Consider the following 25,580-nt stretch of genomic DNA (forward strand, 5'->3'; position numbering starts at 1 on the left):
AAACTGGATTGCTGCGGATCAATTAAGTGGATTGGTCTAGTATTTTCTAACCATATCATTCAATAATAATGAAATATTTCAAAAGTATTATACTTGCTTTGGTTCTGCTCACCGCAGCGTCGTGCAAGAAGCTCATCGATATTAAAGAAACTGACTTTATCGATGATATAAAGGCGTATCAAACAGTAGAGAACGTTGAGCAAGCGGTAATTGGTGCATATGCTGGCTTGCAGGTGGAGATGAGTTATTTATTAAACAGTACGTTTTCAGACGAAGTGAAGACGGCTGGTGAATTCTATAACGCTACAAGCACGCATGAATGGCAATACAGTGCAGATGATGTTACGATAAGAGATAATTTCATGGCGGTAAGAAATTATTACACAATTATTGACAGAGCAAACCGGGTGATTAGAGCAGTTGATAAAGCAGACTCAACAAGACAAGGCGATAATAACCTGCGTCTTAAACTTAGGGGTGAGGCACTGTTTCTTCGGGCATTCTGTCACTTTGAACTATTCAGGTATTATTCTGACAATTACAATCCGGAAGGCTTAGCAATGTCTTACATGACTGAGCCATCTTTAGCACAACAGGCCCGGATCAAAATGGGTGAATATTTTCCAAAGTTGATTGCGGACCTCGCGGAAGCAAAAACACTTCTTCCAAACAATTTGTCTGATGTAAATAGAACAAACAGGATTGCAGCGAGTGGCCTTCAGGCGCGGGTTGCATTATATATGCGGGATTGGACAAATGCGGTTACCTATAGTACAGAATACATTAATGCGCTTCCACTTGCACCACGAGCGACATTCCCCGGAATTTGGACAGATGCTAATACGCTGGAGGTTGCCTTTAAGCTGAAAAGGAATAATACAACTAATCCTTATGGTAAAATTGGTTCATTGTATCGTGGAACATCCGCGAACGCATCGAATATCGGAACGGTCACTTGGGCTCCCTCATCTAAGTTGTGGGATAGCTATGATAAAGTAAATGATATCCGTTTTTCAACTTACCTAAAAGATGAGCCCCTGCTCGCAACTGCTGGTAGGCAGACTCGTTTAGTACAAAAATATGCAGGAACTGCTTACGCTACCCCAGGTGAAAATGTGGTTGATGCAAAGGTGTTTAGGACGGCGGAGATGTACCTTATACGTGCTGAAGCTAAAGCCGAATTAGGCTCTCTCAATGGCCCAAGCAGCGCACAGTCTGACATCAACGAGCTAAGAACAGCTCGGATAGCCAACTATAATCCAATCACCTATAATTCAAAACAAGAAGCCATCGATGATATCATTCTTGAAAGGTTTAAGGAACTTGCGTTTGAAGGGCATCGTTTTTGGGATTTAAAACGTCGTGGATTACCTGTCATAAGAACAGGAACGGATGCACCAACTCCTACGGGTGCAACCTTACCCGCCGGTAATTTCCGCTTTCTTCTTCCAATTCCAAATTCCGAGATGCAGGCAAACAAGCTTTCTGTTCAGAATCCCGGATATTAAAATAAGACTTCACAGATTCTGTAAAGCCTATCCGTTTTGGATGGGCTTTTGTTTTTTAGAAATTACAGTTTGAAACTGAGGTTTGCAGTTAATATTATAGCAGAGCTATATCAAAACCTTAGATACACATTATTAATACTTTTAATTTAAAATATTTTTAGCTTATCGTCAAAAAATTGTGCAGCGTTCAGGAACATCAATTTGTCCAGTGGTATGCTTTTCCACTAAAGAAAACACCACTGTTACTAAAATCTATAACCACATGAGAAGAGTTTGTACGCTCATTTTGATGATTGCATTACTTTGGAGTAATGCATTTGCACAAAACCGGGTAATCACCGGGATTGTTTCCGACGACAAAGGAAACCCTCTTGAAAACGCTTCAGTTGTTCCCAAAGGTCGACCAAGCGGTTCCAATACTGACCAACAAGGAAAATTCTCCCTTGCTATACCTGGTACGGTTAAAACGCTGGTAATAACTTCTGTTGGCTTTACCATGCAAGAAGTGTCAGTTACAGCCGAAAACAATTATACAGTTGTATTAAGATCTTCAACCCAAAGTCTTGATGAAGTAGTTGTTGTCGCTTACGGTACCGCCAGGAAGGGAGCAGTTACCGGTTCGATAGCACAACTCTCCGCTAAGGACCTGGAGCAGCGACCTTTAACAAACGTAGTTAATGCATTGGCCGGCGCGGCACCAGGTATTCAATTAACTTCCGGAAGCGGTCAACCTGGTGAAGCAGCAACCGTGAGGATACGTGGTTTTGGTTCGGTAAACGCATCAAATAATCCATTGTACGTTGTAGATGGTGTTCCATACGATTACAATATAGGAAACCTTAACTCAGACGACATTGAAACCATTTCCGTTTTAAAAGATGCGTCTGCATCTTCATTGTATGGTGCGAGAGCAGCAAATGGTGTAATCCAGATCACCACCAAAAAGGGAAAAAAAGATCGTACCCGTTTGCAGGTAAGCATAGCACAGGGATCCGTGATGAGAGGTATCGAAGAATACGACAGGGTAAATGCTTTCCAATACTATCCTTTAATGTGGGAAGGATACCGCAATAGCCTGGTTTATCCTGCCACCGGTGCTTTACCAATTGATAGTGCAGCTAAAATTGCATCAGGTCTTTATCCCCGCTTTACCACCGGCGCAAATGCCGGACTTCAAAACTACCAGGGCCGTGCTTATTCCGACATTAGTCAATTGCTTGGATACAATCCGTTTAACGTGCCGCGTACCGAGATCGTTCGTCCGGATGGTTCTCTAAACTCTGCGGCTCAATTGTTATACCCCGATGACCTGGATTGGTTTAAAGACATTGAAAGAAGCGGCAGTCGCGGTGATTACTCCGTTGCAGTAAGCGGCGGAACTCCTAAAAGTGATTACTATGTTTCGCTTGGGTACACCAAGGAAAAAGGTTACGTACTTAACTCAGATTTTGAGCGCTATACCAGTCGGATTAACCTGAATACACAGCCATTAAACTGGTTCAAAACCGGCTTAAACCTTGCGGGTATTGTAACAAAGTCAAACCAGGGAGCAAGTGACGCAAGCAGCACAGGCCTGGTTAACCCATTTTATTCAAGCCGTATTATGGGACCGATTTACCCGGTATTCGCGCATAATCAAACTACAGGAGAATATTTGTTGGATGCAAAAGGCGAGCGCATCTACGACCTTGGAAGTCTTGCTACACTCGGCCTTCCAAACCGGCCCATTGCAGGCGGAAGGCATGCCCTTGCGGAAACCCGTTGGAATCAAAATACGTTAAGAAGGAATGTGTTAAGTGCCCGAACCTATGGTGAGGTTAGTTTCCTCAATGGCTTCAATTTCAGAACGAATGTAGCTGCGGATTTCAGCAATTCTGCCAGGGTGCGTTTTGAGAACAAAATCGTTGGTGACGGAGCACCTTCGGGTCGGGGCACACGAACAAATACCAACAACGTAACAATGACCATAAACCAGTTATTGACGTACAATAAACTTATAAATAAACATTCTGTTGATGTGCTTGTTGGGCATGAGAACTATGATGCCACTTACAACAACCTTTCCGGTCAGCGCACAGGTCAAATCCTCGATGGTAATAATGAATTGATCAACTTCACAACAACCTCATCGTTGTCGTCGTACCAGGAACGTTACAAGATCGAAAGCTACCTTTCGAGGCTGAACTATTCCTTCGATAACAAGTATATCTTTTCCGCCTCTTACAGGCGTGATGGAACCTCGCGGTTTTCTCCCGAAAGCCGTTGGGGCGACTTCTGGTCAGTAGGTGCAAGCTGGAGATTGAGCCAGGAAGATTTCATAAAAAGAGCGGGATGGATTAATGAACTAAAACTGAGAGCATCTTATGGTGTCGTTGGTAACGACGATATTTTGGACGCAGACGGTTTTAGCATTTATTACGCATACCAGGCATTTTATGAACTTGGGCGTAACAATGGTGCAGAGCCTGGTTTTCTGCAACAGTCGCTGACCAATCCTGATCTGAAATGGGAAACAAACAAAACATTAGATGTCGCTGTTGACTTTGCATTCTTCAAAAATCGTCTTCGCGGTACACTCGAGTATTTTGATCGTCGTTCAGATGATCTTCTGTTCAGGGTTCCACTGCCGGTGTCAAGTGGTATCGTAGACATCAACAGGAACGTAGGCGCTATGTTCAACAAGGGGATCGAAGTTCAGCTGGGTGGCGATGTCGTTCGCACAAAAGACTTCAACTGGAGTTTGGACCTTAACTGGACAACATTTACCAACCAACTCACCAGATTGCCACAGGCAGACATCATCTCGGGAACCAAAAAACTAAATGTTGGCCGATCGTTGTACGATTATTGGCTACGTGACTGGTACGGGGTTGATCCTAATGACGGAGCGGGATTGTATCGCTCAGCTAGTTTTGTCGCTGCTACTTCCCGGATTTCTGCAAAAGGTGACTCTGTAACTACCAATCAGAACAATGCGCAATACCACTATGCTGGTAGTGCCATCCCCGACTTTTATGGTTCTATCAACTCTTCCTTAACCTATAAGAATTATGGGCTAAGCTTCCTGTTAAACTACCAGGTTGGTGGTTTGGTATATGACGGTACCTATGCTCAGCTGATGCATTCCGGATCATATGGAACAGCATTGCATACAGACATCTTGAAACGCTGGCAGAAGCCAAGCGACATTACAGATGTGCCAAGAATGGATAACGCAAATACTGCCCAGTTTGGAGCAACATCGGATCGGTTTCTTGTAGATGCATCGTACCTGAGCATCAGGTCTCTTTCACTGTTCTTCAACCTGCCGGCAGCGGTTACCTCTAAGGCAGGTATCAGCAATGCACGCTTTTACGTGAGTGGTGAGAACCTGTACCTATTCACGAAACGTAAAGGTCTTAATGCAACACAGTCATTTACGGGAGTAACATCAAACGTATATACACCATCACGTATCATTACAGCAGGTATAAACCTTTCACTTTAAATTATCTCAGATGCGTTACAATAAATTTCTTGTACTTGGCTTGATCATCTTTCTTGCGTCGTGCAAGAAAGATTACCTGAACACAGTTCCCACCCAATTTGTAGCGGAACAATCAGTATTTAGCACCACTGAAGGTGCACTCGGCGCACTTAATGGTATACACAGGTCGATGTGGCAACAATATGAAAACCAGGATGAGGCTGGCCAGGGATCAATGATGATCAATCTTGACCTGATGGGCGAGGATATGGTAAACAATGGCGGAACTGCCACATCATTTACCAACAGTATCTATCGGTGGGATGCACACAGGAACGTAAACAGTAGCCAAACCCTGTATGCTTATCGTTTTTATTATAAGATCATCGCCAATGCCGATATGATCATCAACAATATCGATAAAGCAACGGGCACTGATGCTGAAAGGAAGGCAATAAAGGGTCAGGCACTTACTTACCGCGCATGGGCACATTTTGTGCTTGTGCAACTCTATGGAAAACGGTATGACGCCTCTGCAAAGCCAAACAATCAGCCAGGGGTGCCGATTATGCTCACCAATACTACTGAAGGACAGCCCCGGGCGACAGTTGAAGAAGTTTACACACAGATCAACAAGGACCTTGATGAGGCTATTGTAAACCTTACCGGTTATACCCGCCCGGCGAAGTCGCACATCAACATCAACGTAGCAAAAGGGGTTAAAGCGCGGGTTGCATTAACCATGCAGGACTGGGCAAATGCAGCAAAGTTTGCTGTAGAGGCGCGCACGGGTTTTACATTAATGAACAATACACAATACAGGGAAGGATTTAATAGCGTCGCAAATCCTGAATGGATATGGGGTAGTGCCGTTCAAAATGACCAGGGTACGTTCTTTTATTCGTTTTTTGCTTACATGTCAAACTTTAGTGCAAATGCAACGCGCATTAACCCTAAGTCGATCAATTCTTCTCTTTACAATGCAATAAGCGCAACAGATATCCGGAAGCAGGTATGGGACCCTGCTGGCGTAACACCACCTACAAGTGGAACGAGGTTTCCGTTTACCAGTTCTAAATTCCAGGTGAAAGATATTGCTATCAGTGTGGGCGACGTTGTATACATGAGAGCTGCAGAAATGTACCTTATTGAAGCCGAAGCAAATGCACGTTTGGGCAAGATTGGTGAAGCACAGGATCCATTAACAATCCTTGCTAAAAACAGGGATCCGAACTACGTACCAACCTCAACCACCAGCCAGGCGCTGATCAACGAGATCATGTTCCAGCGGAGGATTGAACTTTGGGGCGAGGGGTTTCGTTTTCTTGATCTGAAAAGAACGAACACTCCACTCAATCGTAATGGTGCAAACCACAGAGCCTCACTAGCGGTTGTTTACGATGTTCCGGCAGGTGATAACCGATGGGAGTGGCTGATTCCTCAGACGGAGATCAATGCGAACCCGCAGATGGTTCAAAATCCTTTGTAATAGTTATCTCATTTTAAAAAAAGGCTGCCTTGAACAAGGGCAGCCTTTTTTTATGGCATTTAATTGGTGCCATCTGATCTGGACATAATCCAGGCCATGTTTGGAGACGAGAAGGAGCACTATTAATCACCTTTGTTTCAGTAGGCAGACCCGGTCTTACTCACCTTTATACACCATTATTTGTTGAAGCTATGGATAAGCATCGTGGAGATCCCGGTGGTAACCAGCCAATCCAGGTGAAGATCAGGGAAAACTCCTGGCTGGCCTACCTGGCCGCCAGGCAGTTAAAGGCTGATTGTGTAGCCATGGTAATCGGTAGAACCATCCATCTGCACAACACTTCGCGGGAAACGTTTTTGTCGAACAAGAGGTGGGTATGCCACGAAATGGCGCATGTTAAGCAATACCAGCAATACGGGATATTTCGTTTTTTGGTGCTGTACCTGCTTGAGTCGTTCCGGAAAGGATACCTGAACAACAGGTTTGAAGTAGAGGCCCGCGCCCGGGAGCACGATCAAAGATTGCTGAATGAAATGTTCCTGAAATAGCTACTCAATGATCCACTGAAGGGATCCAAATTCAAAAGTTTGATTTCCTGAATCTACCACCAGGTTACCAAATTCGTCGACTCCATCGATCAACGCCGCAAACGTAGTGTTGTCTTTCTTCAACTTGACGATGCTTCCACGCTTAAACAGGTGGGTATTGTATTCGCGGAAGATTTCCCTGATGCCATCGGCCCGAAAAGTGGTCCAAAGCTTGTTTATTACAGTACAAAGTTCTCTTGCAAGCGATACCGTTTTATATGACTTTCCTGTTATTTGTCGTAACGATACTGGTCGCAATACTCCGTCTTTAAATTGGGTTTGATTGACATTGATGCCGATACCTACAACGGCAAACTTCCAATGGTTACCCCGGACTACATTTTCAATCAATATTCCGCCTGCCTTTCTGTCTTTCCAGTACAGATCGTTGGGCCACTTGATGCGGGTATCGTCGCCTGCATATGCTTCGAGGAACTTACGGCCGGCAACAGCAATAACCGCGTGAAGGTCAAATTGCCGGTGAATGGGAAGGCCCGTACAGTCCAATACGATGCTCATGGTAATGTTCTCACCGGGCGCGGTTATCCATGATTTTCCGCGTTGTCCTTTACCTGCAGTTTGGTGGTTCGCGAACCATGTGGAGCCGTGTTCTGCCATTTGCGCCTGCACCCTCTCCATGGCATAGTTGTTGGTGCTGCCTACTTCACTTAGTTCTATAAACGGTTCACCTATTGGGTTTAAGGCTCGCAAAGAAGTATTACTTTTGCGCGAAGTTAGAAAGGCAATTGTCTTACAAGAGATAAACTTCCCGGCAACCTGATTTTAGCAGAAATCGGAGCCCAAAGTTTACCGTTTTGTTTAAGTTTTGTATACGAGATTTGCCCTTTGGTACAGCAGCTCAAAGCCCAGAAAAGGTTTGCCGTACAAGAGTGCGACGCAAGGATGCTCAAAAAGGCACCAATGCCGGTTACAAAAAGAATACTTTATATATTAAACAGTACATTATTGGCACCACTTACATTATTATCCTCCCGGAAGAAAAACGAGGGAACCAAGCTCAATAAAAACTCCAGGATTTTTAAGACCATTATCAATGCCATCCAGGAAAAAAAGGGTGAAAATATAATCGCGCTTGATCTGCGGAAAATTCATGAAGCAGTAGCAGACTTCTTTATCATTTGCGAAGCCAGCAATCCTCAGCAGGTTCGTGCAATTGCCGAGTTTGTAGAAGAGGAAGTTCGGAAACACTGCGAAGAGACAGCATACAAACATGAGGGATACCAGGCACTTCAGTGGATACTAATCGACTATGTAAACGTTGTTGTGCATGTAATGCAATCTGAGACTCGGAAGTTCTATCAACTCGAGGAGATGTGGAGTGATGCAGTGGTTACTGAGCACAACGGCTAAGAAATAAATCAGCTGCTCACTGAACTTTTAACTAACAGATTTTATTATTATTCAAAAGAGATCAAGCGTGTATGGCACAAGACGATAAAAAAGTAAAAAAGGAATTCCGGAATATTCCCGGGATCCCCGGCGGAGACGACAAGTCGCCGCGACGAGGTCCCAGGTTTAGCATCTACTGGATCTATGCAATTATAGCAGTGGTACTAATCGCTGCAAACTTCTTTCACCTAACTCCTGATGCAGTAACGATCACCGACCATGCTTTTAGAAATCAAATGCTTGCTAAAGGAGATGTTGCAAAACTCGACCTGGTAAAGAATAAAGAGCTTGTAAGGGTTTACATCAAAAAAGACAGCTTACAAAAGCCGCTGTACCAGGACAGTCTTAAGAAAGCAGCAAAACCGGGAAGTGATGGTCCTCACTTTGAGTTTAATGTTACCGATTGGGAAAGTTACAATGCGGCTCAATCGGCGTTTTACGAGGACTCAGCAGCTAACCCATTGAGAATTCAAAAGGTTCCTGAAAGAGTTATTAATGAAGGGGAATGGTATGGTCCAGCCTTAAACACACTTGTAACCATTCTACTATTTGTTGGTTTATGGATCCTGTTGATGCGTAAAATGGGCGGGCCAAGTGGTGGTGGTGGTCCGGGTGGTATATTTAACATCGGCAAGTCAAAAGCAACCTTATTCGAAAAAGGTACCCGTGTAAACATCAACTTCGGCGATGTTGCCGGTCTTGATGAGGCGAAAGTGGAGGTGATGGAAATTGTTGATTTCCTGAAAAATCCTAAAAAGTATACTGCACTTGGTGGTAAAATACCAAAAGGTGCGCTGTTAGTTGGACCTCCCGGAACCGGTAAGACCCTGCTTGCAAAAGCAATGGCGGGTGAAGCGCAGGTTCCGTTTTTTAGCCTTAGCGGTAGCGATTTCGTGGAAATGTTTGTGGGTGTTGGTGCAAGTCGTGTAAGGGACTTGTTTAAGCAGGCACGTGAGAAAGCGCCTTGTATTATTTTCATCGATGAGATAGATGCGATTGGCCGCGCCAGGGGACGTAATGCTATCATGAGTAATGATGAGCGCGAAAACACCCTGAACCAGTTACTGGTTGAAATGGATGGTTTTGGTACCGATATTGGGATTATTATACTTGCTGCCACCAACAGGCCGGATGTACTTGACACAGCCTTGTTGCGTCCCGGACGTTTCGATCGGCAAATCACTATCGACAGGCCAGACAAAAAAGGCCGTGAGGCGATCTTCAAAGTTCACCTGAAACCAATTAAGATTTCGGAGACACTGGATATTCATAAACTGGCTGAGCAAACACCAGGTTTCGCGGGTGCAGACATTGCGAATGTTTGTAACGAAGCAGCACTGATTGCCGCACGTAAAGGAAAGGACTCTGTTGACATGAGTGATTTCCAGGATGCAATTGACCGGGTTATTGGTGGTCTTGAAAAGAAAAACAAGATTATCTTACCTGAGGAAAAAGAGATTATTGCTTATCATGAGGCCGGTCATGCCATTTGCGGTTGGTTCCTTGAGCATGCTTACCCGTTGCTAAAGGTTACCATAGTACCAAGAGGTACCGCCGCATTGGGCTATGCGCAGTACACTCCGAAAGAACAATACCTGTACAATACGGACCAGTTGAATGACCAGATTGCTATGACGCTGGGTGGACGGGCAGCTGAAGATATTTTCTTTGGTAAGATTTCGACAGGTGCCAGTAACGATCTTCAGCAGATTACCAAAATGGCTTATTCGATGATTACCGTATATGGTATGAATGATAAGGTTGGTAACGTTAGCTACTACGATCCTACAGCGGACAATACGTTCACTAAGCCTTACAGTGAGGAAACCGGGAAGATGATTGATGAGGAAGTTCGGAAGACAATCGAGATCGCATACATCCGGACCAAGCAGCTATTAACTGAACGCAGGCGTGAGGTTGAAATTCTTGCGAAAGAACTGCTGGAAAAAGAAGTACTGTTCCAAAGCGATGTAGAGGCCCTCATCGGAAAACGTCCTTTTGAAGAAAAGAAAGTACTGGACGTTAACCACGAAAGCAATGGTCTTGGTGCACCACCTGAAAAAACTGTTATCGACACAGCTCCAAGTGAAGTTTAAAATATGAAGCGTTCATCAACTTCTTCAGCGAAAGAAAATATATTAAAAAAAATAAGACAGGCACTGGCTAACCCGGTGCCTGTTCCGTTTACACAAAGTGAAGGGCCGGCGAATGTTGTAAAACCACCATCGCAGGAACTTGAACTGGAGTTCGCAGAGAACTTCTCCTCTTTGCTGGGTAGGTTTACCTTTTGTACAGACGAGATCGACCTGGCCGAACAACTTGCGGGGCTCACATTAGCCCGGCGCCTGTCGCTGATCCACTGTAAGGAACCAAACCTGCAGAAGATGTTGGTTGACCATGGATTTGACCATTTTAAGTCGACCGATCTTGCAACTTGTGATGCTGCGATAACCGGATGTGAGTTGCTGGTAGCCCGAACGGGGAGTTTGTTGATGTCGTCGGCGCAGGGCAGCGGGAGAACAACCAGCGTGTACGCTCCCATACACATTTGTATCGCCTATACGAACCAGCTTGTTTACGACATTAAGGATGGTTTGCAGATGTTGAAAGAGAAGTATGCCGGAAACATCCCTTCGCTTATTACACTGGCATCTGGTCCCAGCCGTACAGCTGATATCGAAAAGTCGCTGGTGGTAGGCGTACACGGACCAAAAGAAGTTTTTGTATTTCTTGTTGACGCAGCTGCTGCCGACCAGCCTTAGGTTTTCAGATTTCAAATCCAACTGCTTAACAACGCTCTATAGATTTATTCCGGCGCAGCTTGATTTTGGCAGTTGGAAGTTCCTTTCGTAACAGTTTTGATTTGCTAATTGTACCATTAATTCAGCCTTATGAACTCCCGCAACCACCTTTTGTTTGTTTATGGATCGCTGCTCAGCGGTTTGAACCAGCCTGCTTTTGAATACATTCGGAAGTACTTTTCATTTGTTGCCCAGGGGAGTGTAAAAGGTTTGTTGTACGATATGGGCACTTACCCAGCCGCTGTTCCCGACGCAGGTGAACATTATATCCTGGGAGAACTTTACGAACTCAACAAAGCGGAAGAGTTTTCATGGGCATTTGGCCAACTTGACGACTATGAAGGCATAAATAGTGAAGAAGATGGCTCTACCCTTTACCGAAGGGACCGTGCGGATATCTATGTGAATGGCGAAGTTTTTAACGCCTGGATTTACTGGTATTGCGGCGAGGTTTCCGGCAGGCCCGTGATTTCATCAGGAAATGTTGCTGATTACTTTTTACATAAGATTCCATCCTGATGATTGCTTCACCGGAAAGGCAGGTATATTTTTTTTCGGACCTTCATCTTGGCGCACCCGATTACGACAAGTCACTTATTCGCGAGAAAAAAGCCGTTCAATTTCTTGAGACAATAAAAAATAGCGCAGCCGCAATTTACATTGTTGGCGATCTGTTTGACTTTTGGTTTGAATACAAGTATGTAACCCCAAAAGGATATGTTCGCTTGCTGGGAAAGCTTGCGGAAATCACTGACAGCGGTGTTCCTGTGTACTTTTTTGTTGGCAACCACGACATGTGGATGAGGGGTTATTTTGAGAAAGAGTTGAATATACCGGTATACTTCGAGCCTTTGGAGGTAGATATCAATGGCAGGAGACTTTTGATCGGTCATGGTGATGGCCTCGGACCTGATGACCACGGCTATAAGTTACTGAAGAAGGTTTTCAGAAATCCATTTTGCCAATGGCTGTTCGGTTTATTGCACCCGTCTTGGAGCATTGGACTTGCCAATTACTTTAGCCGCAAGAGCAGGCAAAAGACTGGCACCGCTGATGATGTTTTCCTGGGAGAAGAAAAAGAATGGCTGATCATATACGCCCGCGAAGTGCTCGCAAAAAAACACGTTGATTACTTCATTTTTGGACATCGTCATTTTCCAATTGATCATAGGCTTACCGATCGCAGCCGCTATATCAACCTCGGGGACTGGATCACGAACTTTACCTATGCTGTGTTTGATGGCCAGGACATAACCTTGAAGAAATGGGTAGATTAATATTACTACGTATTCTGGCGCTTTCCATTTGCCTGTTAGTCCTTAAGGTCAATGGGACCAGTCAGGACAGTACACTTCAAGCCAGGTTGGTTCTTGATCTTGGTGTAGGAATAGGCGACTTTACTGCTGATAACCTGGGCAATCTCTACCTGCTTTCAGCGTCTGGCCAGATTAAAAAGCTAAATGAGCGGGGCGACTCTGTTGCCGTATTTAATGATGTACGAAAGCATGGCAAGATATTTTCGATTGACGCCACCAACCCGCTTAAAGTACTTGTATACTACAAAGATTTCGCAACGATTTTGGTGCTTGACCGGTTGATGAATGTGCGGAACAGTATCGATCTGCGTAAGCTGAATATGTTCCAGGTCAGAGCTGTAACAGCCAGTTACGATAACAACATATGGTTGTTTGATGAACTCGAAAGTAAGCTGAAGAAGATAGATGACAATGGCAATGTGTTGTTACAAACTGCCGACTTTCGCCAGTTATACGACAGCGTTCCACGCCCCGAACTGATGTATGACAGAGACGGTCAGGTCTATCTCTATGACCGGCAAAGGGGGCTGCTTATTTTTGACTACTACGGGGCACAAAAGAATAACATTGCTTTGAAGCAGGTTTTGGACCTGCAAGTCGCTGATAAAAACTTTGTTAGCGGCCGTCTGAACAATCGTATCCTGCTTTACCGGCCATCCATGTTACAGCTTAATTACTATGATGTTAGCCCTCCGTTGGTTGATGTGAAAAAAATAGCCTTTTCTAATGGAAGGCTATGTGTTCTTACCAATGCGGGGAGCTTACGTATCTATCAAACCCACTGATCTTTTATGTTGAGCAGCATACCTGTTGATGAGTACCTGACCTTATTGGCCAGCATCATTGTGCTGTGGGCGTTGGTTGTGGATGGCCCTTTTTATTGCCGGCAGTAACGCTATGTTTGTAGGTTGGCTTTTAACTCGAGGAGAAAAGACCTGAATTTTTGCAAAGAGAGGGTGAGTTGTAATTGAATGTCGGCCTTCTCCTTATTGCCCTTCAGATATTCTTTGGCGCCTTCTATTGAATATTTTCTTTGACGGAGCAGGTGATGGATAAGTTGGAGGTTTTTAACGTCTTCAGGGCGGAACAACCGATCCCCTTTCCGGTTTTTACGCGGCTTAAGAATATCGAATTCGTTTTCCCAAAAGCGCAGTAGCGAGGTATTTACCTTAAACCATTGCGCAACAACACTAATTGGATAGTACTGTTTTTTGTACAACTCTTCATCTTCCGGTACTTCAATCAGGTCTAATTCAACATCCGTATCCTTCAGCGATTTCCGTCCGCGTTTTTGCGGCAGCTTAAGGGTCTTTATTGCTATAGGCGCAACCGGGGCGTTTTGAGCCTTTTTATGCTTGATCTTTACGCTAATATTCTCATTTGAGAAGATTACCTCGTTGATCGGTTTGGGTAATTCAATTGGCTCTGGTAAGTGAGGGATGATTTCAGCTCCTGTAAGCGTTTCTTCCGCCAATTCTACTGCCGATCGGCTCTTGTTATTTTCGTCTGTACGGGCCACGGAATTATCTGCAGCTTTTCCCTTCGGTTGATCGGCGTCAACGGCTGGTTCAGGGGGAAGCGTTCCAAATAGTTCAAGCTGCGGCATAAGGTAAAAGTAGTGATTGGTACCAGCTTTGAATGCCCGGTAAAATTAAAATTCGGTAAAATCGTCCAATATAGAAAGCCATACGAAGTGCGAAAAGAACCAGCAGTATAATCTTCCTTTGACGCTGTTAATCAAAACTTTGGTTGCTTGCAGTGGCAAGTTTTAGCAGCCGGTCGAATTGTTCGGCGTTCAGGTCGTTGTAGAAAAAGTACACCGGGTTAACAGGGTTTCCATTTTTGTGCACCTCGTAATGGCAGTGAGGCCCTGTGCTTTTACCCGTGTTTCCCACCCAACCAATAACTTCACCCCTTTTTACGGATTTGCCCGCCCGTGCTTTTATCCGGACCATATGACCATAGAGGGTTTCATAACCAAAGCCATGATCGATAATCACATGGTTCCCGTAGCCTCCATCGTTTGTTCCTGCGAGTTTAACTTTGCCGTCGGCAGTGGCGTAGATGGGTGTTCCCTGAGGGGCAGTAAAGTCCAAGCCTGCGTGAAATTTCGTGACCTTGTAAACAGGGTCGATCCGGTTACCATATCCTGAGGCAATCCGGTTGAGGTTCTTGTTACTTACCGGTTGAATGGCCGGAATGGCGGCGAGCAAACGTTCCTTATTCCTTATCATTTCGGTAATCTCGCGGTAACTTTTGTCCTGGACAGTTGCCCTGTTCTCGAGGTTACTAAGTTGAGCAGCAAGACCCGTAACTAACTGGTTATCGTTAAGCCGTTGAATTAACAGGTTCTCTTTGTCTTTTTCGATCTCTTTTGCACGGGCACTATCTGGTATAGGGCTCGCTTCGAAAATAGCACGATATACCTGGTTATCACGGCTTTCGAGCTCGTTCATGCGTTGTTGTAACAGGGCCAGGCGTTTGTCGAGAAATGAATAAGCTACGCGGTAATCTTCTAATTGGGTTCGAAGTATGCGTTCGTTTGGCGACCCGATATACCGGAAACCAAACCATACAATCAGCGCTGCAGTGACGAGTGCAGTTGCAAAAAAGGCAAAAATCCGCAGCAATTTCACCCTAAGCGGTACCTCAAGTTTTTCATAACGGAGGGTATGGGTATTATAGAAGTATTTTACTTTCTTCAATGCTGTTTCTATTTAGACCATCAGGTGACTTTTGGTATGCCCAACGGTATATGCTTAGAACCGTAATTCAATGAGCCGAATTGGTGTAGATGGCGATTAGTTTGTCGCCAGGCGTAAACGGCAGTTGATAATGATAACTGCATCAGCAATCAACGGCTCAGAATCAATCGACTGATCTGTTACCTTTGCGCACGTTTTTGTAAACCAGCAAATATAATTTGCGATACTCTACTTTTAGCTTAAATATTTCCGCCGTTATGTTGACCAGTGCCGTGATCCGCCAGCAATTCCTTGACTTCTTTGCATCGAAAGAGCACCAGATTGTACCATCTGCTTCCATTGTGGTAAAGAATGATCCAACATTGCTGTTTACCAACGCGGGAATGAACCAGTTCAAAGATTTCTTCCTGGGGAATCGAAAGCCAGACTTCAACCGGATTGCAGATACACAGAAATGTCTCCGGGTTAGTGGTAAGCATAATGACCTTGAAGAAGTTGGCGTAGACACTTACCACCATACCATGTTTGAAATGTTGGGTAACTGGAGTTTTGGCGATTATTTTAAAAAGGAGGCGATTGCCTGGAGTTGGGAGTTGCTGACGGAAGTTTACAAACTTGATAAGAACAGGCTTTATGTAACTGTTTTTGAAGGCGACACAAAAGAAGGCCTTCCGAAAGATGAAGAAGCAGAGGCTGAATGGAAGAAGTGGATAGATCCTGACCGCATACTCGGCTTTGCTAAAAAAGACAATTTCTGGGAGATGGGCGATACCGGTCCGTGTGGGCCCTGCACCGAGATACACGTTGACGGCAGGTCAGAAGAAGAAAGGAAAGCAGTAGACGGCCGCACGCTGGTAAACCAGGACCACCCACAGGTAATTGAGATATGGAACAATGTATTTATCCAGTTTAACCGGTTGAAGAATGGTAGCCTTGAACCCTTGCCACAGCGGCATGTGGACACCGGTATGGGGTTCGAACGGCTTGTTCGGGTATTACAGGAAAAGCATAGTAATTACGATACGGACATTTTTGCGGGAACTATTTCGGCTATTGAGGGACTGACCGGCAAAAAGTACCTGGCGAGCGAGTCAAAATCTGACGTTGCATTTCGGGTGCTTGCGGATCACCTGCGTGCAATTTCATTTACAATAGCCGACGGCCAGCTGCCCTCCAATACCGGTGCAGGATATGTAATCCGGCGTGTTCTTCGCAGGGCAGTCCGGTATTATTATTCTTATCTCGACTACAAGCAGCCACTTTTACAACAGCTCGTGCCGGTACTGGCAACCCAGTTTGAAAACGTTTTCTCCGAATTGAAACAACAGCAGGAGTTTGTAAGTAAGGTTGTAAAAGAAGAAGAGGAGGCGTTTCTACGTACCCTGGATAAAGGCTTGAAGAAAATAGATGAAATATTTGCTGTTACGAGTAACGCAGGTACCAGGATGGTCGACGGGAAAGCTGCTTTTGAACTATTTGACACCTTTGGTTTCCCGCTGGATTTAACCAAACTTATTGCCAGCGAACACGGATTGGATGTTGATGAGGCCGGTTTTAACGCGGAAATGCAACAGCAAAAAAACCGTAGCAGGGCAGCTTCAACCCTTGATACAGAAGATTGGATTGTACTTGATGATTATTCGTTATCCGACTTCGTTGGCTACGACAGTCTGGAAATTGAAACAAGAGTAATCAAGTACCGGAAGGTGAGTTCAAAAGGCAAAACAGGGTACCAGTTGATTCTTGAAGCCACACCGTTTTATGCCGAAAGTGGTGGCCAGGTAGGTGACCAGGGCGTATTGCTTTTTGGTGAGGAGCAAATACGGGTTACCGATACCAAAAAAGAGAACAACCTGATCGTCCACTTTATTGATGCACTGCCAACAAGGATCGATGCCCCCGTACTCGCCCGGGTAGACATTGGTATACGTAGAAACACCGAGGCCCATCATACGGCAACCCACCTGTTGCATGCTGCATTGCGGGAGGTTTTGGGTTCGCACGTAGCCCAGAAAGGCAGCCTTGTTAATGATGAACACCTCCGTTTCGACTTCTCGCACTTTGCGAAAATTACTGAAGAAGAAATTAGCCGGGTTGAAGCAGTCGTCAACTCGAAAATTCGCCAGAACATTTCCGTAGTAATAAAAGAAATGGATAAGGATGAGGCCGTGCAGATGGGTGCTATGGCGCTTTTCGGTGAGAAATACGGCGATCGTGTACGAGTAGTCATCATTGACCCCGCGTATTCAGTAGAACTATGTGGAGGAACCCATGTAACGACTACGGGTGAACTGGGCTTTTTTAAGATAGAACACGAAAGTGCAGTTGCTGCAGGAGTAAGAAGGATAGAGGCGGTTTCAGGAACTGCAGCCATAAACCTGGTTAACGAAACCTTTAGGATTGTAGACCTGGTAAAAGAGACGCTTAAGAATCCAAAGGACTTGCAGAAAGCAATCGAAAACCTGCAGTTGGAGAATACTGAACTGAGGAAAAAGGTGGAAAGCCTGGAAGCACGACAGCTTGCAGCCTTAGCACGTGAGCTTGCAGGCAAAAGCGAACAGCAAAATGGCAGCACCTTCATTGGACAAATTGTAGAGGTTTCCAGTGCCGATGCATTAAAGAAGCTTTGCTTTGAGCTGAAGAAGGTTCTGGACAGCTACCTGGTAGTTTTAGCAACCGCAATCGACGGAAAAAGTTATGTTGCGGTGATGCTTGATGAAAGTACCGCGGCAGCGAAAAACCTGGAGGCACCGAAGATAATAAAGGAACATATATCTGTTTTAATCAAAGGCGGTGGTGGGGGTCAAAAAACACTGGCGACTGCAGGAGGACAAGAAACAGGTAACCTACCGGCAGTAATTGATAAAGTACGGTCGCTGTTGTAAACAAGGTTGTTGTTTCGTCGAAGCTTTGTTTAAAGGCCAATTGCTTTTTGCATCCTGGCTCATTGCCGAACTTAATTAAGTTGGCTACCCTCCGGCCCCGTTGTTTGCGGAGCTGAACGGTTGACTTGCCTTCTTAGATTTAGCTACTTTACTTTTCCTCCTTCCTGAAACCGGTACTTATATTCAGAAGGCTGGGTTCGCTTGTTCTCATAGCCGTATGCACATCAAATGAAAAAAGACAAGTTGGGGATATTCGAGTCAGAACGGCTGTATTTCCGGGAGTTTACCGTTGACGATAGCGAACTCATTCGCGAACTCAACAGCGATCCGGCGGTAACCCGTTATGTAAATGACTCCACAATTTCCTGGCAACCTATAGAGGTGTTACAAAGGATCATCATCCCGCAATACAGGCTGTATCATTACGGCAGGTGGGCGGTACACCTTAGGCACAACAATAACTTCATAGGCTGGTGTGGGCTCAAATTTCGTCCCGAGCACCTTTATGTGGACCTTGGTTATCGATACCTTCAAAAGTATTGGGGCAATGGTTATGCAACAGAAGCTGCAACGGCGTGTTTGCAATACGGTTTGCACAACTTACAACTGCCAAAGATTGTAGCGATGGCTCACCTCGAAAATCAGGCATCCTGGAAGGTGCTTGAAAAAGCCGGTATGTCGTTCAAGGGTGAGTCGATGCTGTATGATAGCCCTGTTCGAACGTATGAAATACTTGCCTGAATCTTCTTTTTACGCCTGCACAGCGGGCTCGAAAAAAGTTATGCCCATTCATCATTTAACATTTCCGAAATTATTCGTATTTCAAAAACTTTCCTACATTTGATCTACTAAATTCTTCGTATAACCTTAAACTTTAGAACATGAATAATTGGATGAAGACCTCAGCCTTAGTGCTAGCCGGCGCCCTTGCCACAGCAGGTGTGCACGCCCAGGAAGGAAAAGATAAGACAGATAAAAAGGTTGAGAAAAACCAGGAGATTATCATCCGTCAGAATGGTGACAGCAAAGAAAAAACAACCATTGTTATTGATGGAGATAAAGTAACGGTAAATGGCAAACCGGCAGACGAGCTAAAAGATGGAAATGTAACTGTGTTACGTCGTAATCGCAACGAGGCTACCACCATCTATAGTCCCCGGGCTCGGGCAATGACCATTCCACGTGGTGGCGCACAGGCATTTGAGGATCGTGCAAACAAAGCCCTGTTGGGTGTAACAACGGAGAAAAGTACAGACGGAGCAAAAATCAGCGTAATCAGCAAAGAAAGTGGAGCAGAAAAAGCCGGTTTGAAACAAGGCGATGTGATTACCCGGGTAGGCGACAAAAAAATTGCTGATGGTGATGACCTTGTTGCGGCAATCAACGGTTATAAGCCGAACGACAAAGTGGAAATTACTTACAAAAGAGATGGTAAAGAGACTAAAACAACTGCAACGCTGGGGGAGAACAAATTCCGTAGTTATTCCTTCAACAACAACAATGATTTCAACTTCGAGATGCCTGAACTAAAAGGCTTCTCTAGTCCTGACTTCCCGTTTAATTTAAGAAAACCAAAAATTGGTCTTCAAATCCAGGACGTTGAAGAAGGTAAAGGTGTAACGGTAAAGGATGTTGATGAAGACTCACCTGCATCAAAAGCTGGTTTTAAAGAGGGCGATGTGATTACGTCCGTAAACGGGAAAGAAGTTGAAGGAGTAGATGACCTTCGTGCGCAGTTGAAAGACCTGAAGGAAGGCGACAACGTAAAAATGAATTACAAGAGAAATGGCAGTGCACAAACTGCTGAAATAAAGTTGCCTAAAAGATTAAAGACAGCTGATCTTTAAACCATCGGCATCAATGTTTGAGCTGTTGCAGAATTTGCAACAGCTTTTTTTGTGCCTGCAACTGATGTCACCTGTTTGCTTAAGGGCACAATGCTAAACTTCCTGCCAATTTACCATCGCTTTAAAGGCTGAAGGGTTATTTTTGTTGCTGATACTTACACATGGCGACGAACAACGACAAATACGAAGCGGTAATCGGCCTGGAGGTGCATGCGCAGCTGAGTACCGCAAGTAAGCTGTTTAGCGGTGACAGCGCCGCTTTCGGTGGCGACCCGAACACCCATGTAAGCGCCATTACCCTTGGTCATCCCGGCACGCTTCCAAAAACAAATAAAAAGGCAGTGGGCTTCGCGGTCAAGATGGGACTTGCCTGCACTTGTGAAATCGAACGTTATAACTACTTCGCACGCAAAAATTACTTCTACCCCGATCTGCCGAAGGGTTACCAGGTTTCACAACACACCACTCCGATTTGTAAAGGCGGCCATGTTAGAATAAGGACCAGTGTTGGCGAGCGGGATATTCGCCTCAATCGCATTCACATGGAAGAGGATGCCGGTAAAAGTATTCACGACATTGATGAAAATTATACCTGTGTTGATTTTAACCGGGCAGGAGTGCCGCTTATAGAAATTGTTACCGAGCCCGACATGCACACTGCGGAAGAAGCTTTTCAATATGTTACCGAAGTTCGAAAACTGGTACGTTGGATAGGGGTTTGCGATGGCAATATGGAAGAAGGAAGCCTGCGTTGCGATGCGAATGTTTCCATCAGGTTGAAAGGCGAACAGCAACTCGGAACCAAAGTGGAGGTTAAAAACCTGAACTCAATACGCAACGTAAAAAAAGCAATAGAATACGAGATCGCCAGGATGATTGCTATGGCAGAAAATGGTGAAATCATCACCCAGCAAACCAGGAGTTTCGACGCCTCCAATGATACCACCTTTGCAATAAGAGACAAGGAAGAGGCAAACGATTACCGTTACTTTCCGGAACCCGACCTTACCCCTTTTTACCTAACTGACGCTTATATCGAAGAAGTAAAAGAATCAATACCCGCTCTGCCGAACGAACTCTTCAACAAATTTCACCATGAGTTGCAGCTGAGTGAATATGATGCACGGCAATTAAGTGAGGAGAAAGGGCTTGCTGATTATTTCGCACAGACCACTACACTGAGCAGTAATTATAAGGCAATATCGAACTGGTTACTTGGGCCCGTTAGACAAGCCTTAAATGAACAGGCGCTTTCATTTGACGCACTAACGCTGCCGCCAAACGCTTTGGCGGGACTGATTGCCCTTGTAGACGAAGGCAAGGTGAGCTTTTCAATTGCATCTTCGAAGATATTACCGGTAATAATGGCTGACGGTAATAAGCTTCCCGCGGATGTGGCACAGGAACTTAACCTTATCCAGGTGAGCGACACGAGTGAGATAGAGGATTGGGTAAACCAGGTGCTGAATAAAATGCCGGACAAAATAGCGGAATATAAAAAAGGCAAAAAGGGCCTTATCGGATTATTTATGGGAGAGGTTAAAAAGATTAGTAAGGGTAAGGCCGATCCAAAAAAAACAACACAATTGTTGGAAGAAAAGCTGAGCAAGTAATGCAGGCATGAATTAAAATTATGAAGCACTTAATGATCGCTGTGGTGGGTATGCTGTTGATGGCATCCTGCAGCAACAAACAATCAGAATCTTTTACCGTAACGGGTACGATCGAAAACGCACCGGGTAAAAAGGTTTTTTTAATGGAAATCCCTTACAGCTCTCCCCAACCCATAGTTGTGGACTCGGTAACCCTCGACAAAAAGGGTTCATTTACGTTGAAGGGGGGCCGAAAAGAGGAGCAGATTTACGGATTGTCGCTTGAGAATGGGCCTGAAATCTTATTGGTAAACGATGCTGACGAAGTGAACATAAAACTGGATGTAAGCAACTACCGCAACTACAAAGTAACAGGCTCTCCCGCAAGTGAAAGTTTGCATAAGCTGTTTGAGGAATACGGCCGAAAAGACTCCACCTTGTTTATTACCATGAAGTCGATTGACTCGCTCCAAAAAGCTGGTGGCAACGACAGTACCCTGGTAATGGCCCGCGCCAAAAGAGATGCCCAATCGCAGGAGATGACGAATACCGTAAAAAAATTCATTTCAGAATCACCGAGTCCTGCAGCGCGGTTTTACGCGATTGGCCTTGCAAGTCGTACCGTTCCGCCAGACGAGTTGAAACAGTTGGTCGATCAGTCTGTTGCAAAGTTTAAGGACCACCAGGGTCTTGCCGGGTTAAGCCAGATGCTGGCAGCGAATTCTGCGAGAAAACAACCTGACTACCCCTTGATGAACCAGCAGGCCCCGGAGATAAACATGCCGGATAATTCGGGTAAAATGATCAGCCTGAGCAGCTTTAAGGGTAAATACGTGCTGGTTGATTTTTGGGCAAGCTGGTGCGGACCATGCAGAAAGGAGAACCCCAATGTTGTTGCCGCATATAACAAATTCAAGAGTAAGAACTTTACCATTTTAGGTGTTTCACTCGACCAGGACAAAGCTGCATGGCAACAGGCTGTTGCCAAAGACAACCTTACGTGGACACATATAAGTGACCTGAAGCAATGGGAGAGTGCTGCAGTTCCCGCCTACGGGATCGAAGGAATTCCGTTTAACGTGCTGGTAGATCCCCAGGGTAAAATCGTTGCCAGCAATCTTCGTGGGCCAGACCTGGAAGTTAAGCTGCAGGAGCTGTTGAAATAATTATAACGCAAGAGATAAGCTTAGAATACTAAGCCATTATACCTTAAGGTTGCCACACCCCGGCAACCTTTTTATTGGGTTTTGTTGCCGCTTTCATTCCAGGCGTCAAGCACTTGCCGGGTGTGATTCTTACTGTCGGGTTTCTGGATGATGTGCTTGATCTTTCCCTTTTCGTCAATCAAAAAAGTGGTCCTGTGCGTGCCATCAAACACACGTCCCATAAACTTTTTCTCGCCCCAGACACCGTACTGTTCCGCAATCTTATGATCCTCGTCTGCTACCAGCGGGAAGGTAAGACCATACTTGGTTTCGAACTTCTTGTGCTTTTTTACCGGATCAATACTTACCCCGATTACCTCGATGCCTTCATCGGTTAGTAGGTGCTGGTTATCGCGCAGATTACAGGCCTGCACGGTGCAGGTTGGTGTATCGTCTTTGGGGTAAAAATACAATACAACCTTTTTGCCTTTGAAGTCCGCCAGAGAAATGGGATTGCCATTTTGATCAACCCCTTTAAAAACGGGCGCTTTGGCTCCTGCTATAAGTGTGGTCATTACTGTTTGTGAGTTTGTTGGAGAAGCATCCGGGGTTATCGTGTAAACCTGTACATCCGCGAAGTGATATTTCCAGCCTCATCGGTGGCGGTAATCAGCAATTCATGGCTACCCGCAGAAGTACGCTCGTCGAAACGGTGAATGAAGTAATCACTTTTGCGGCTGAACATGAGCCATTTGCCGTCAAGCTCAGCTCTAAAGCTTTTCAGCTCCCCGGCATCATCAGCTGCTGCAAAAGTGATTGAAGTTGCCTTGCTGAGTAGTGAACCATCTCTCCACCCAACCGGTCGTACAACCGGCGGCACCGTATCAAGTATCAGCTGCACCTTCCCAAGATCCCAGTATTTTGCTTCGAGTTGGTTGTTTTTCCAGCTGCCTTTCACGGCTACCTTCTTTCGTTCGTTTACAAGTTGCATAACTACCCGGTCCCTTAATTGTTCAGGGAGATCTGCGGTTGGCTGAATTCGAACCGTAAAGCTGTCGTGTACAGGAACCGTAAAATTGTGCAGCGAATGGACCGCAGATACGATAGCACCTGATGCGGGCTGCTGGGTTGCATATATAAAAGGAACCGTATCGTAGAAGGCGGTTTTGCTAAACCGGACTTCTATACCGGGTTTTTCCAACTTGTTTTCCTGGCCGGGGAACATTGCTTCGGCGGCAGGGTTGGCCGCCTGGTTTTGTATAGCAGAAGCAACATACCGCACGCGAAAGTTAATGGTAGTGGTATTGCCGCTAACGTCTTTTACCACGAGGCTAATACTATGTACTTCGCCATCGTCGATGCGTAATACGCCTGTGGCACCCTCCAGGTAAATTGGGCTCTTGCTACCGGGTAATATGCTAAGGTGCTGAATGTATGCCCCGCCCCGGTACTTCGTTCGATAGTCGATATTGGCATTGATGTACCTGCTGTCGTCGTACGAGAAATCATCCATTCTAAACGCATTTCGCAAGGTGTCGTCCATCGACAACTCGGCCTGGTATATGCCGAATTTAAATGAGCGATCCGTTTTGTCTTCGGCGCTTAGGCCCAAACTGATGATGGGTGTTGACACCCGTACGACAGTATCGATGCTTGTAAATGAATTACCTGCCGCCTTGAGCCGGATGCGGTTGGGGGTGGCCTGGTAAGTGCTAAACCGCCGATCGTAATAGTACAAGCCATATATGGTTGGTCGTACGTGATCGGGGATATTCAGGTTGAAGTGGAGCGGGTTAACATTTTTGTCGGTGCTGGTTTCCCTGATTTCGAAATGCAGGTGTGGACCCTGGGAACCACCGGTATTGCCGCTATTGGCGATAAACTGTCCTTTGCTAATGGGGAACTTACCGGCAGGAAATTCAATGTATTGCTCCCACTGTTCCGTATTGTATTGAACCTCTTTTACATACCGGTTTAAGTCGGGGTAGAAGTCATTCAAATGTGCATACAAGGTGGTGTATCCGTTTGGATGTTTGATGTAGATAGCCCGGCCATAACCATATCGCTCGATTTTAACCCGGCTGATATAGCCTTCAGCTGCGGCATAAACCGGAAGGTTCTCCCGTTGGTTTGTACGGATGTCGAGCCCCATATGAAAGTGATTGGTACGCAGTTCCCCAAAATTTCCGCTCAGTTGAATGGGGATATTCATTGGGTTTCTGAAGTAGTTAACGGGGTAATTGTGGTCCGGGAAGGTTTGTGCACAAAGTGGAGAAAAAGAGAGCATAAGGAGAACAAATAATGCCGGTCGATTGATTTTGGTCATCGTCAAAATTAAGTGCTATGAAAGATGGGCAACACAAAAAACAAAAACCTTACCATATAGGGGTTGTAAGCGTGGTAAGAACCAGGGATAGCAAAATGGAAGTTAGTGCTACTCATCATAAAGCCGTTTGTGCTGCAGCCGCACCCCTGTTTATAAGACAGTTCAAAGGTTGATGGTGCATTGCTGCCATAAGATACTGGTGTACAAGGGAGTGATTGCTATGATACACCTTAGCTTTTTGAAACTTTTTTTCTTTTTTGTTTATGCCACTCCTTTGTAGTTATTCACATATTTGGCCTGGTTATTTATCACTGCGACAGCTCTCAACGCTATTTTGCTTCTTATAGCGTTTATTGCAGATAATTCATGTTTTCCCTCCTTGACTTTTCGGTCATAATAGTCTCTAAATTCCTGATAGTGGGTTATGGCCGATACTGCTCCCATATGAAAAAGCTTTTTTAGGTCTTTATTGGCCATTTTGTGCACTTTATCTCTCCCTTTTA

21 protein-coding genes and 1 pseudogene are annotated in these 25,580 nt (G+C 45.2%); 16 read left to right on the forward strand and 6 right to left on the reverse strand.

Translation table 11 applies throughout. The annotated features are described in order from the left end of the window. The first annotated feature begins 68 nt into the window (after positions 1 to 68). From EXU57_RS16485 to EXU57_RS16500, 4 genes are all read left to right on the forward strand, one after another. Positions 69 to 1,508, forward strand: coding sequence for a RagB/SusD family nutrient uptake outer membrane protein (locus EXU57_RS16485; RefSeq protein ID WP_133269328.1), 1,440 nt, complete (start codon positions 69 to 71; stop codon positions 1,506 to 1,508). Between the two features lie 262 nt (positions 1,509 to 1,770). Beyond that, positions 1,771 to 4,995 carry a SusC/RagA family TonB-linked outer membrane protein gene (locus EXU57_RS16490; protein WP_133269329.1) on the forward strand — a complete coding sequence of 1,075 codons (3,225 nt, stop codon included), beginning with the start codon at positions 1,771 to 1,773 and terminating at the stop codon, positions 4,993 to 4,995. A gap of 10 nt (positions 4,996 to 5,005) precedes the next feature. After that, entirely contained in the window at positions 5,006 to 6,463 is a 1,458-nt protein-coding gene (locus EXU57_RS16495) for a RagB/SusD family nutrient uptake outer membrane protein (RefSeq protein ID WP_133269330.1), read from the forward strand. A 191-nt stretch (positions 6,464 to 6,654) separates the two neighbouring features. After that, positions 6,655 to 7,011: a DUF4157 domain-containing protein gene (locus EXU57_RS16500; RefSeq protein ID WP_133269331.1), complete on the forward strand. Its 357-nt coding sequence runs from the start codon at positions 6,655 to 6,657 to the stop codon at positions 7,009 to 7,011. Here EXU57_RS16500 and EXU57_RS16505 read toward each other — a convergent pair whose 3' ends face one another. Continuing rightward, positions 7,012 to 7,761 (reverse strand): biotin--[acetyl-CoA-carboxylase] ligase, encoded by a 750-nt coding sequence (locus EXU57_RS16505; RefSeq protein ID WP_133269332.1) that lies wholly within the window; start codon positions 7,759 to 7,761, stop codon positions 7,012 to 7,014. 210 nt (positions 7,762 to 7,971) lie between these two features. Between EXU57_RS16505 and rsfS the strand changes: the two genes are divergently transcribed. The 6 genes from rsfS to EXU57_RS16535 all read left to right on the forward strand — a co-directional run bounded on the left by rsfS (position 7,972) and on the right by EXU57_RS16535 (position 13,362). Beyond that, positions 7,972 to 8,421 carry a ribosome silencing factor gene (gene rsfS / locus EXU57_RS16510; protein WP_165958178.1) on the forward strand — a complete coding sequence of 150 codons (450 nt, stop codon included), beginning with the start codon at positions 7,972 to 7,974 and terminating at the stop codon, positions 8,419 to 8,421. A 71-nt stretch (positions 8,422 to 8,492) separates the two neighbouring features. Then, positions 8,493 to 10,556, forward strand: coding sequence for an ATP-dependent zinc metalloprotease FtsH (ftsH, locus tag EXU57_RS16515; RefSeq protein ID WP_133269333.1), 2,064 nt, complete (start codon positions 8,493 to 8,495; stop codon positions 10,554 to 10,556). Between the two features lie 3 nt (positions 10,557 to 10,559). Continuing rightward, on the forward strand, positions 10,560 to 11,222 hold the full coding sequence (locus EXU57_RS16520; protein WP_133269334.1) for a lactate utilization protein C: 663 nt from the start codon (positions 10,560 to 10,562) through the stop codon (positions 11,220 to 11,222). Between the two features lie 129 nt (positions 11,223 to 11,351). Next, a complete protein-coding gene (locus EXU57_RS16525) occupies positions 11,352 to 11,780 on the forward strand; it encodes a gamma-glutamylcyclotransferase (RefSeq protein WP_133269335.1) in 429 nt (142 codons plus the stop codon). Further along, a complete protein-coding gene (locus tag EXU57_RS16530) occupies positions 11,780 to 12,538 on the forward strand; it encodes a UDP-2,3-diacylglucosamine diphosphatase (RefSeq protein WP_133269336.1) in 759 nt (252 codons plus the stop codon). Before EXU57_RS16525 ends, EXU57_RS16530 begins: the two co-directional genes overlap by 1 nt. Then, complete coding sequence (locus EXU57_RS16535; protein WP_133269337.1) at positions 12,526 to 13,362, forward strand: hypothetical protein; 837 nt, start codon at positions 12,526 to 12,528, stop codon at positions 13,360 to 13,362. Before EXU57_RS16530 ends, EXU57_RS16535 begins: the two co-directional genes overlap by 13 nt. 110 nt (positions 13,363 to 13,472) lie before the next feature. Here EXU57_RS16535 and EXU57_RS16540 read toward each other — a convergent pair whose 3' ends face one another. Both EXU57_RS16540 and EXU57_RS16545 read right to left on the reverse strand, forming a co-directional pair. Continuing rightward, positions 13,473 to 14,183 (reverse strand): MerR family transcriptional regulator, encoded by a 711-nt coding sequence (locus tag EXU57_RS16540; RefSeq protein WP_133269338.1) that lies wholly within the window; start codon positions 14,181 to 14,183, stop codon positions 13,473 to 13,475. A gap of 127 nt (positions 14,184 to 14,310) precedes the next feature. Continuing rightward, positions 14,311 to 15,282, reverse strand: coding sequence for a M23 family metallopeptidase (locus tag EXU57_RS16545; protein ID WP_133269339.1), 972 nt, complete (start codon positions 15,280 to 15,282; stop codon positions 14,311 to 14,313). Between the two features lie 257 nt (positions 15,283 to 15,539). Here EXU57_RS16545 and alaS point away from each other — a divergent pair, with 257 nt between their 5' ends. From alaS to EXU57_RS16570, 5 genes are all read left to right on the forward strand, one after another. After that, positions 15,540 to 18,167: an alanine--tRNA ligase gene (gene alaS / locus EXU57_RS16550; protein ID WP_133269340.1), complete on the forward strand. Its 2,628-nt coding sequence runs from the start codon at positions 15,540 to 15,542 to the stop codon at positions 18,165 to 18,167. A 228-nt stretch (positions 18,168 to 18,395) separates the two neighbouring features. Next, entirely contained in the window at positions 18,396 to 18,908 is a 513-nt protein-coding gene (locus tag EXU57_RS16555; RefSeq protein ID WP_133269341.1) for a GNAT family N-acetyltransferase, read from the forward strand. Positions 18,909 to 19,048: 140 nt separating this feature from the next. Further along, positions 19,049 to 20,014, forward strand: coding sequence for a PDZ domain-containing protein (locus EXU57_RS25835; protein ID WP_133269342.1), 966 nt, complete (start codon positions 19,049 to 19,051; stop codon positions 20,012 to 20,014). A 161-nt stretch (positions 20,015 to 20,175) separates the two neighbouring features. After that, the gene (gatB, locus tag EXU57_RS16565) at positions 20,176 to 21,627 is read left to right on the forward strand and encodes an Asp-tRNA(Asn)/Glu-tRNA(Gln) amidotransferase subunit GatB (RefSeq protein WP_133269343.1); all 1,452 of its coding nucleotides are present in this window, start codon (positions 20,176 to 20,178) and stop codon (positions 21,625 to 21,627) included. A 20-nt stretch (positions 21,628 to 21,647) separates the two neighbouring features. Continuing rightward, positions 21,648 to 22,772 (forward strand): TlpA disulfide reductase family protein, encoded by a 1,125-nt coding sequence (locus EXU57_RS16570; RefSeq protein ID WP_133269344.1) that lies wholly within the window; start codon positions 21,648 to 21,650, stop codon positions 22,770 to 22,772. Between the two features lie 71 nt (positions 22,773 to 22,843). Here EXU57_RS16570 and bcp read toward each other — a convergent pair whose 3' ends face one another. Continuing rightward, positions 22,844 to 23,326 carry a thioredoxin-dependent thiol peroxidase gene (bcp, locus tag EXU57_RS16575; protein ID WP_133269345.1) on the reverse strand — a complete coding sequence of 161 codons (483 nt, stop codon included), beginning with the start codon at positions 23,324 to 23,326 and terminating at the stop codon, positions 22,844 to 22,846. Between the two features lie 35 nt (positions 23,327 to 23,361). Continuing rightward, the gene (locus tag EXU57_RS16580) at positions 23,362 to 25,077 is read right to left on the reverse strand and encodes a M23 family metallopeptidase (RefSeq protein ID WP_133269346.1); all 1,716 of its coding nucleotides are present in this window, start codon (positions 25,075 to 25,077) and stop codon (positions 23,362 to 23,364) included. Positions 25,078 to 25,094: 17 nt separating this feature from the next. Here EXU57_RS16580 and EXU57_RS25180 point away from each other — a divergent pair, with 17 nt between their 5' ends. Beyond that, positions 25,095 to 25,250, forward strand: a complete 156-nt coding sequence (locus EXU57_RS25180; protein ID WP_165958179.1) for a hypothetical protein — start codon at positions 25,095 to 25,097, stop codon at positions 25,248 to 25,250. Positions 25,251 to 25,338: 88 nt separating this feature from the next. Here EXU57_RS25180 and EXU57_RS16585 read toward each other — a convergent pair. Then, positions 25,339 to 25,580 (reverse strand): annotated as a pseudogene (locus EXU57_RS16585) (IS110 family transposase); the annotation flags it as partial.

The organism is Segetibacter sp. 3557_3 (assembly GCF_004354985.1).
Lineage (GTDB): Bacteria > Bacteroidota > Bacteroidia > Chitinophagales > Chitinophagaceae > Segetibacter.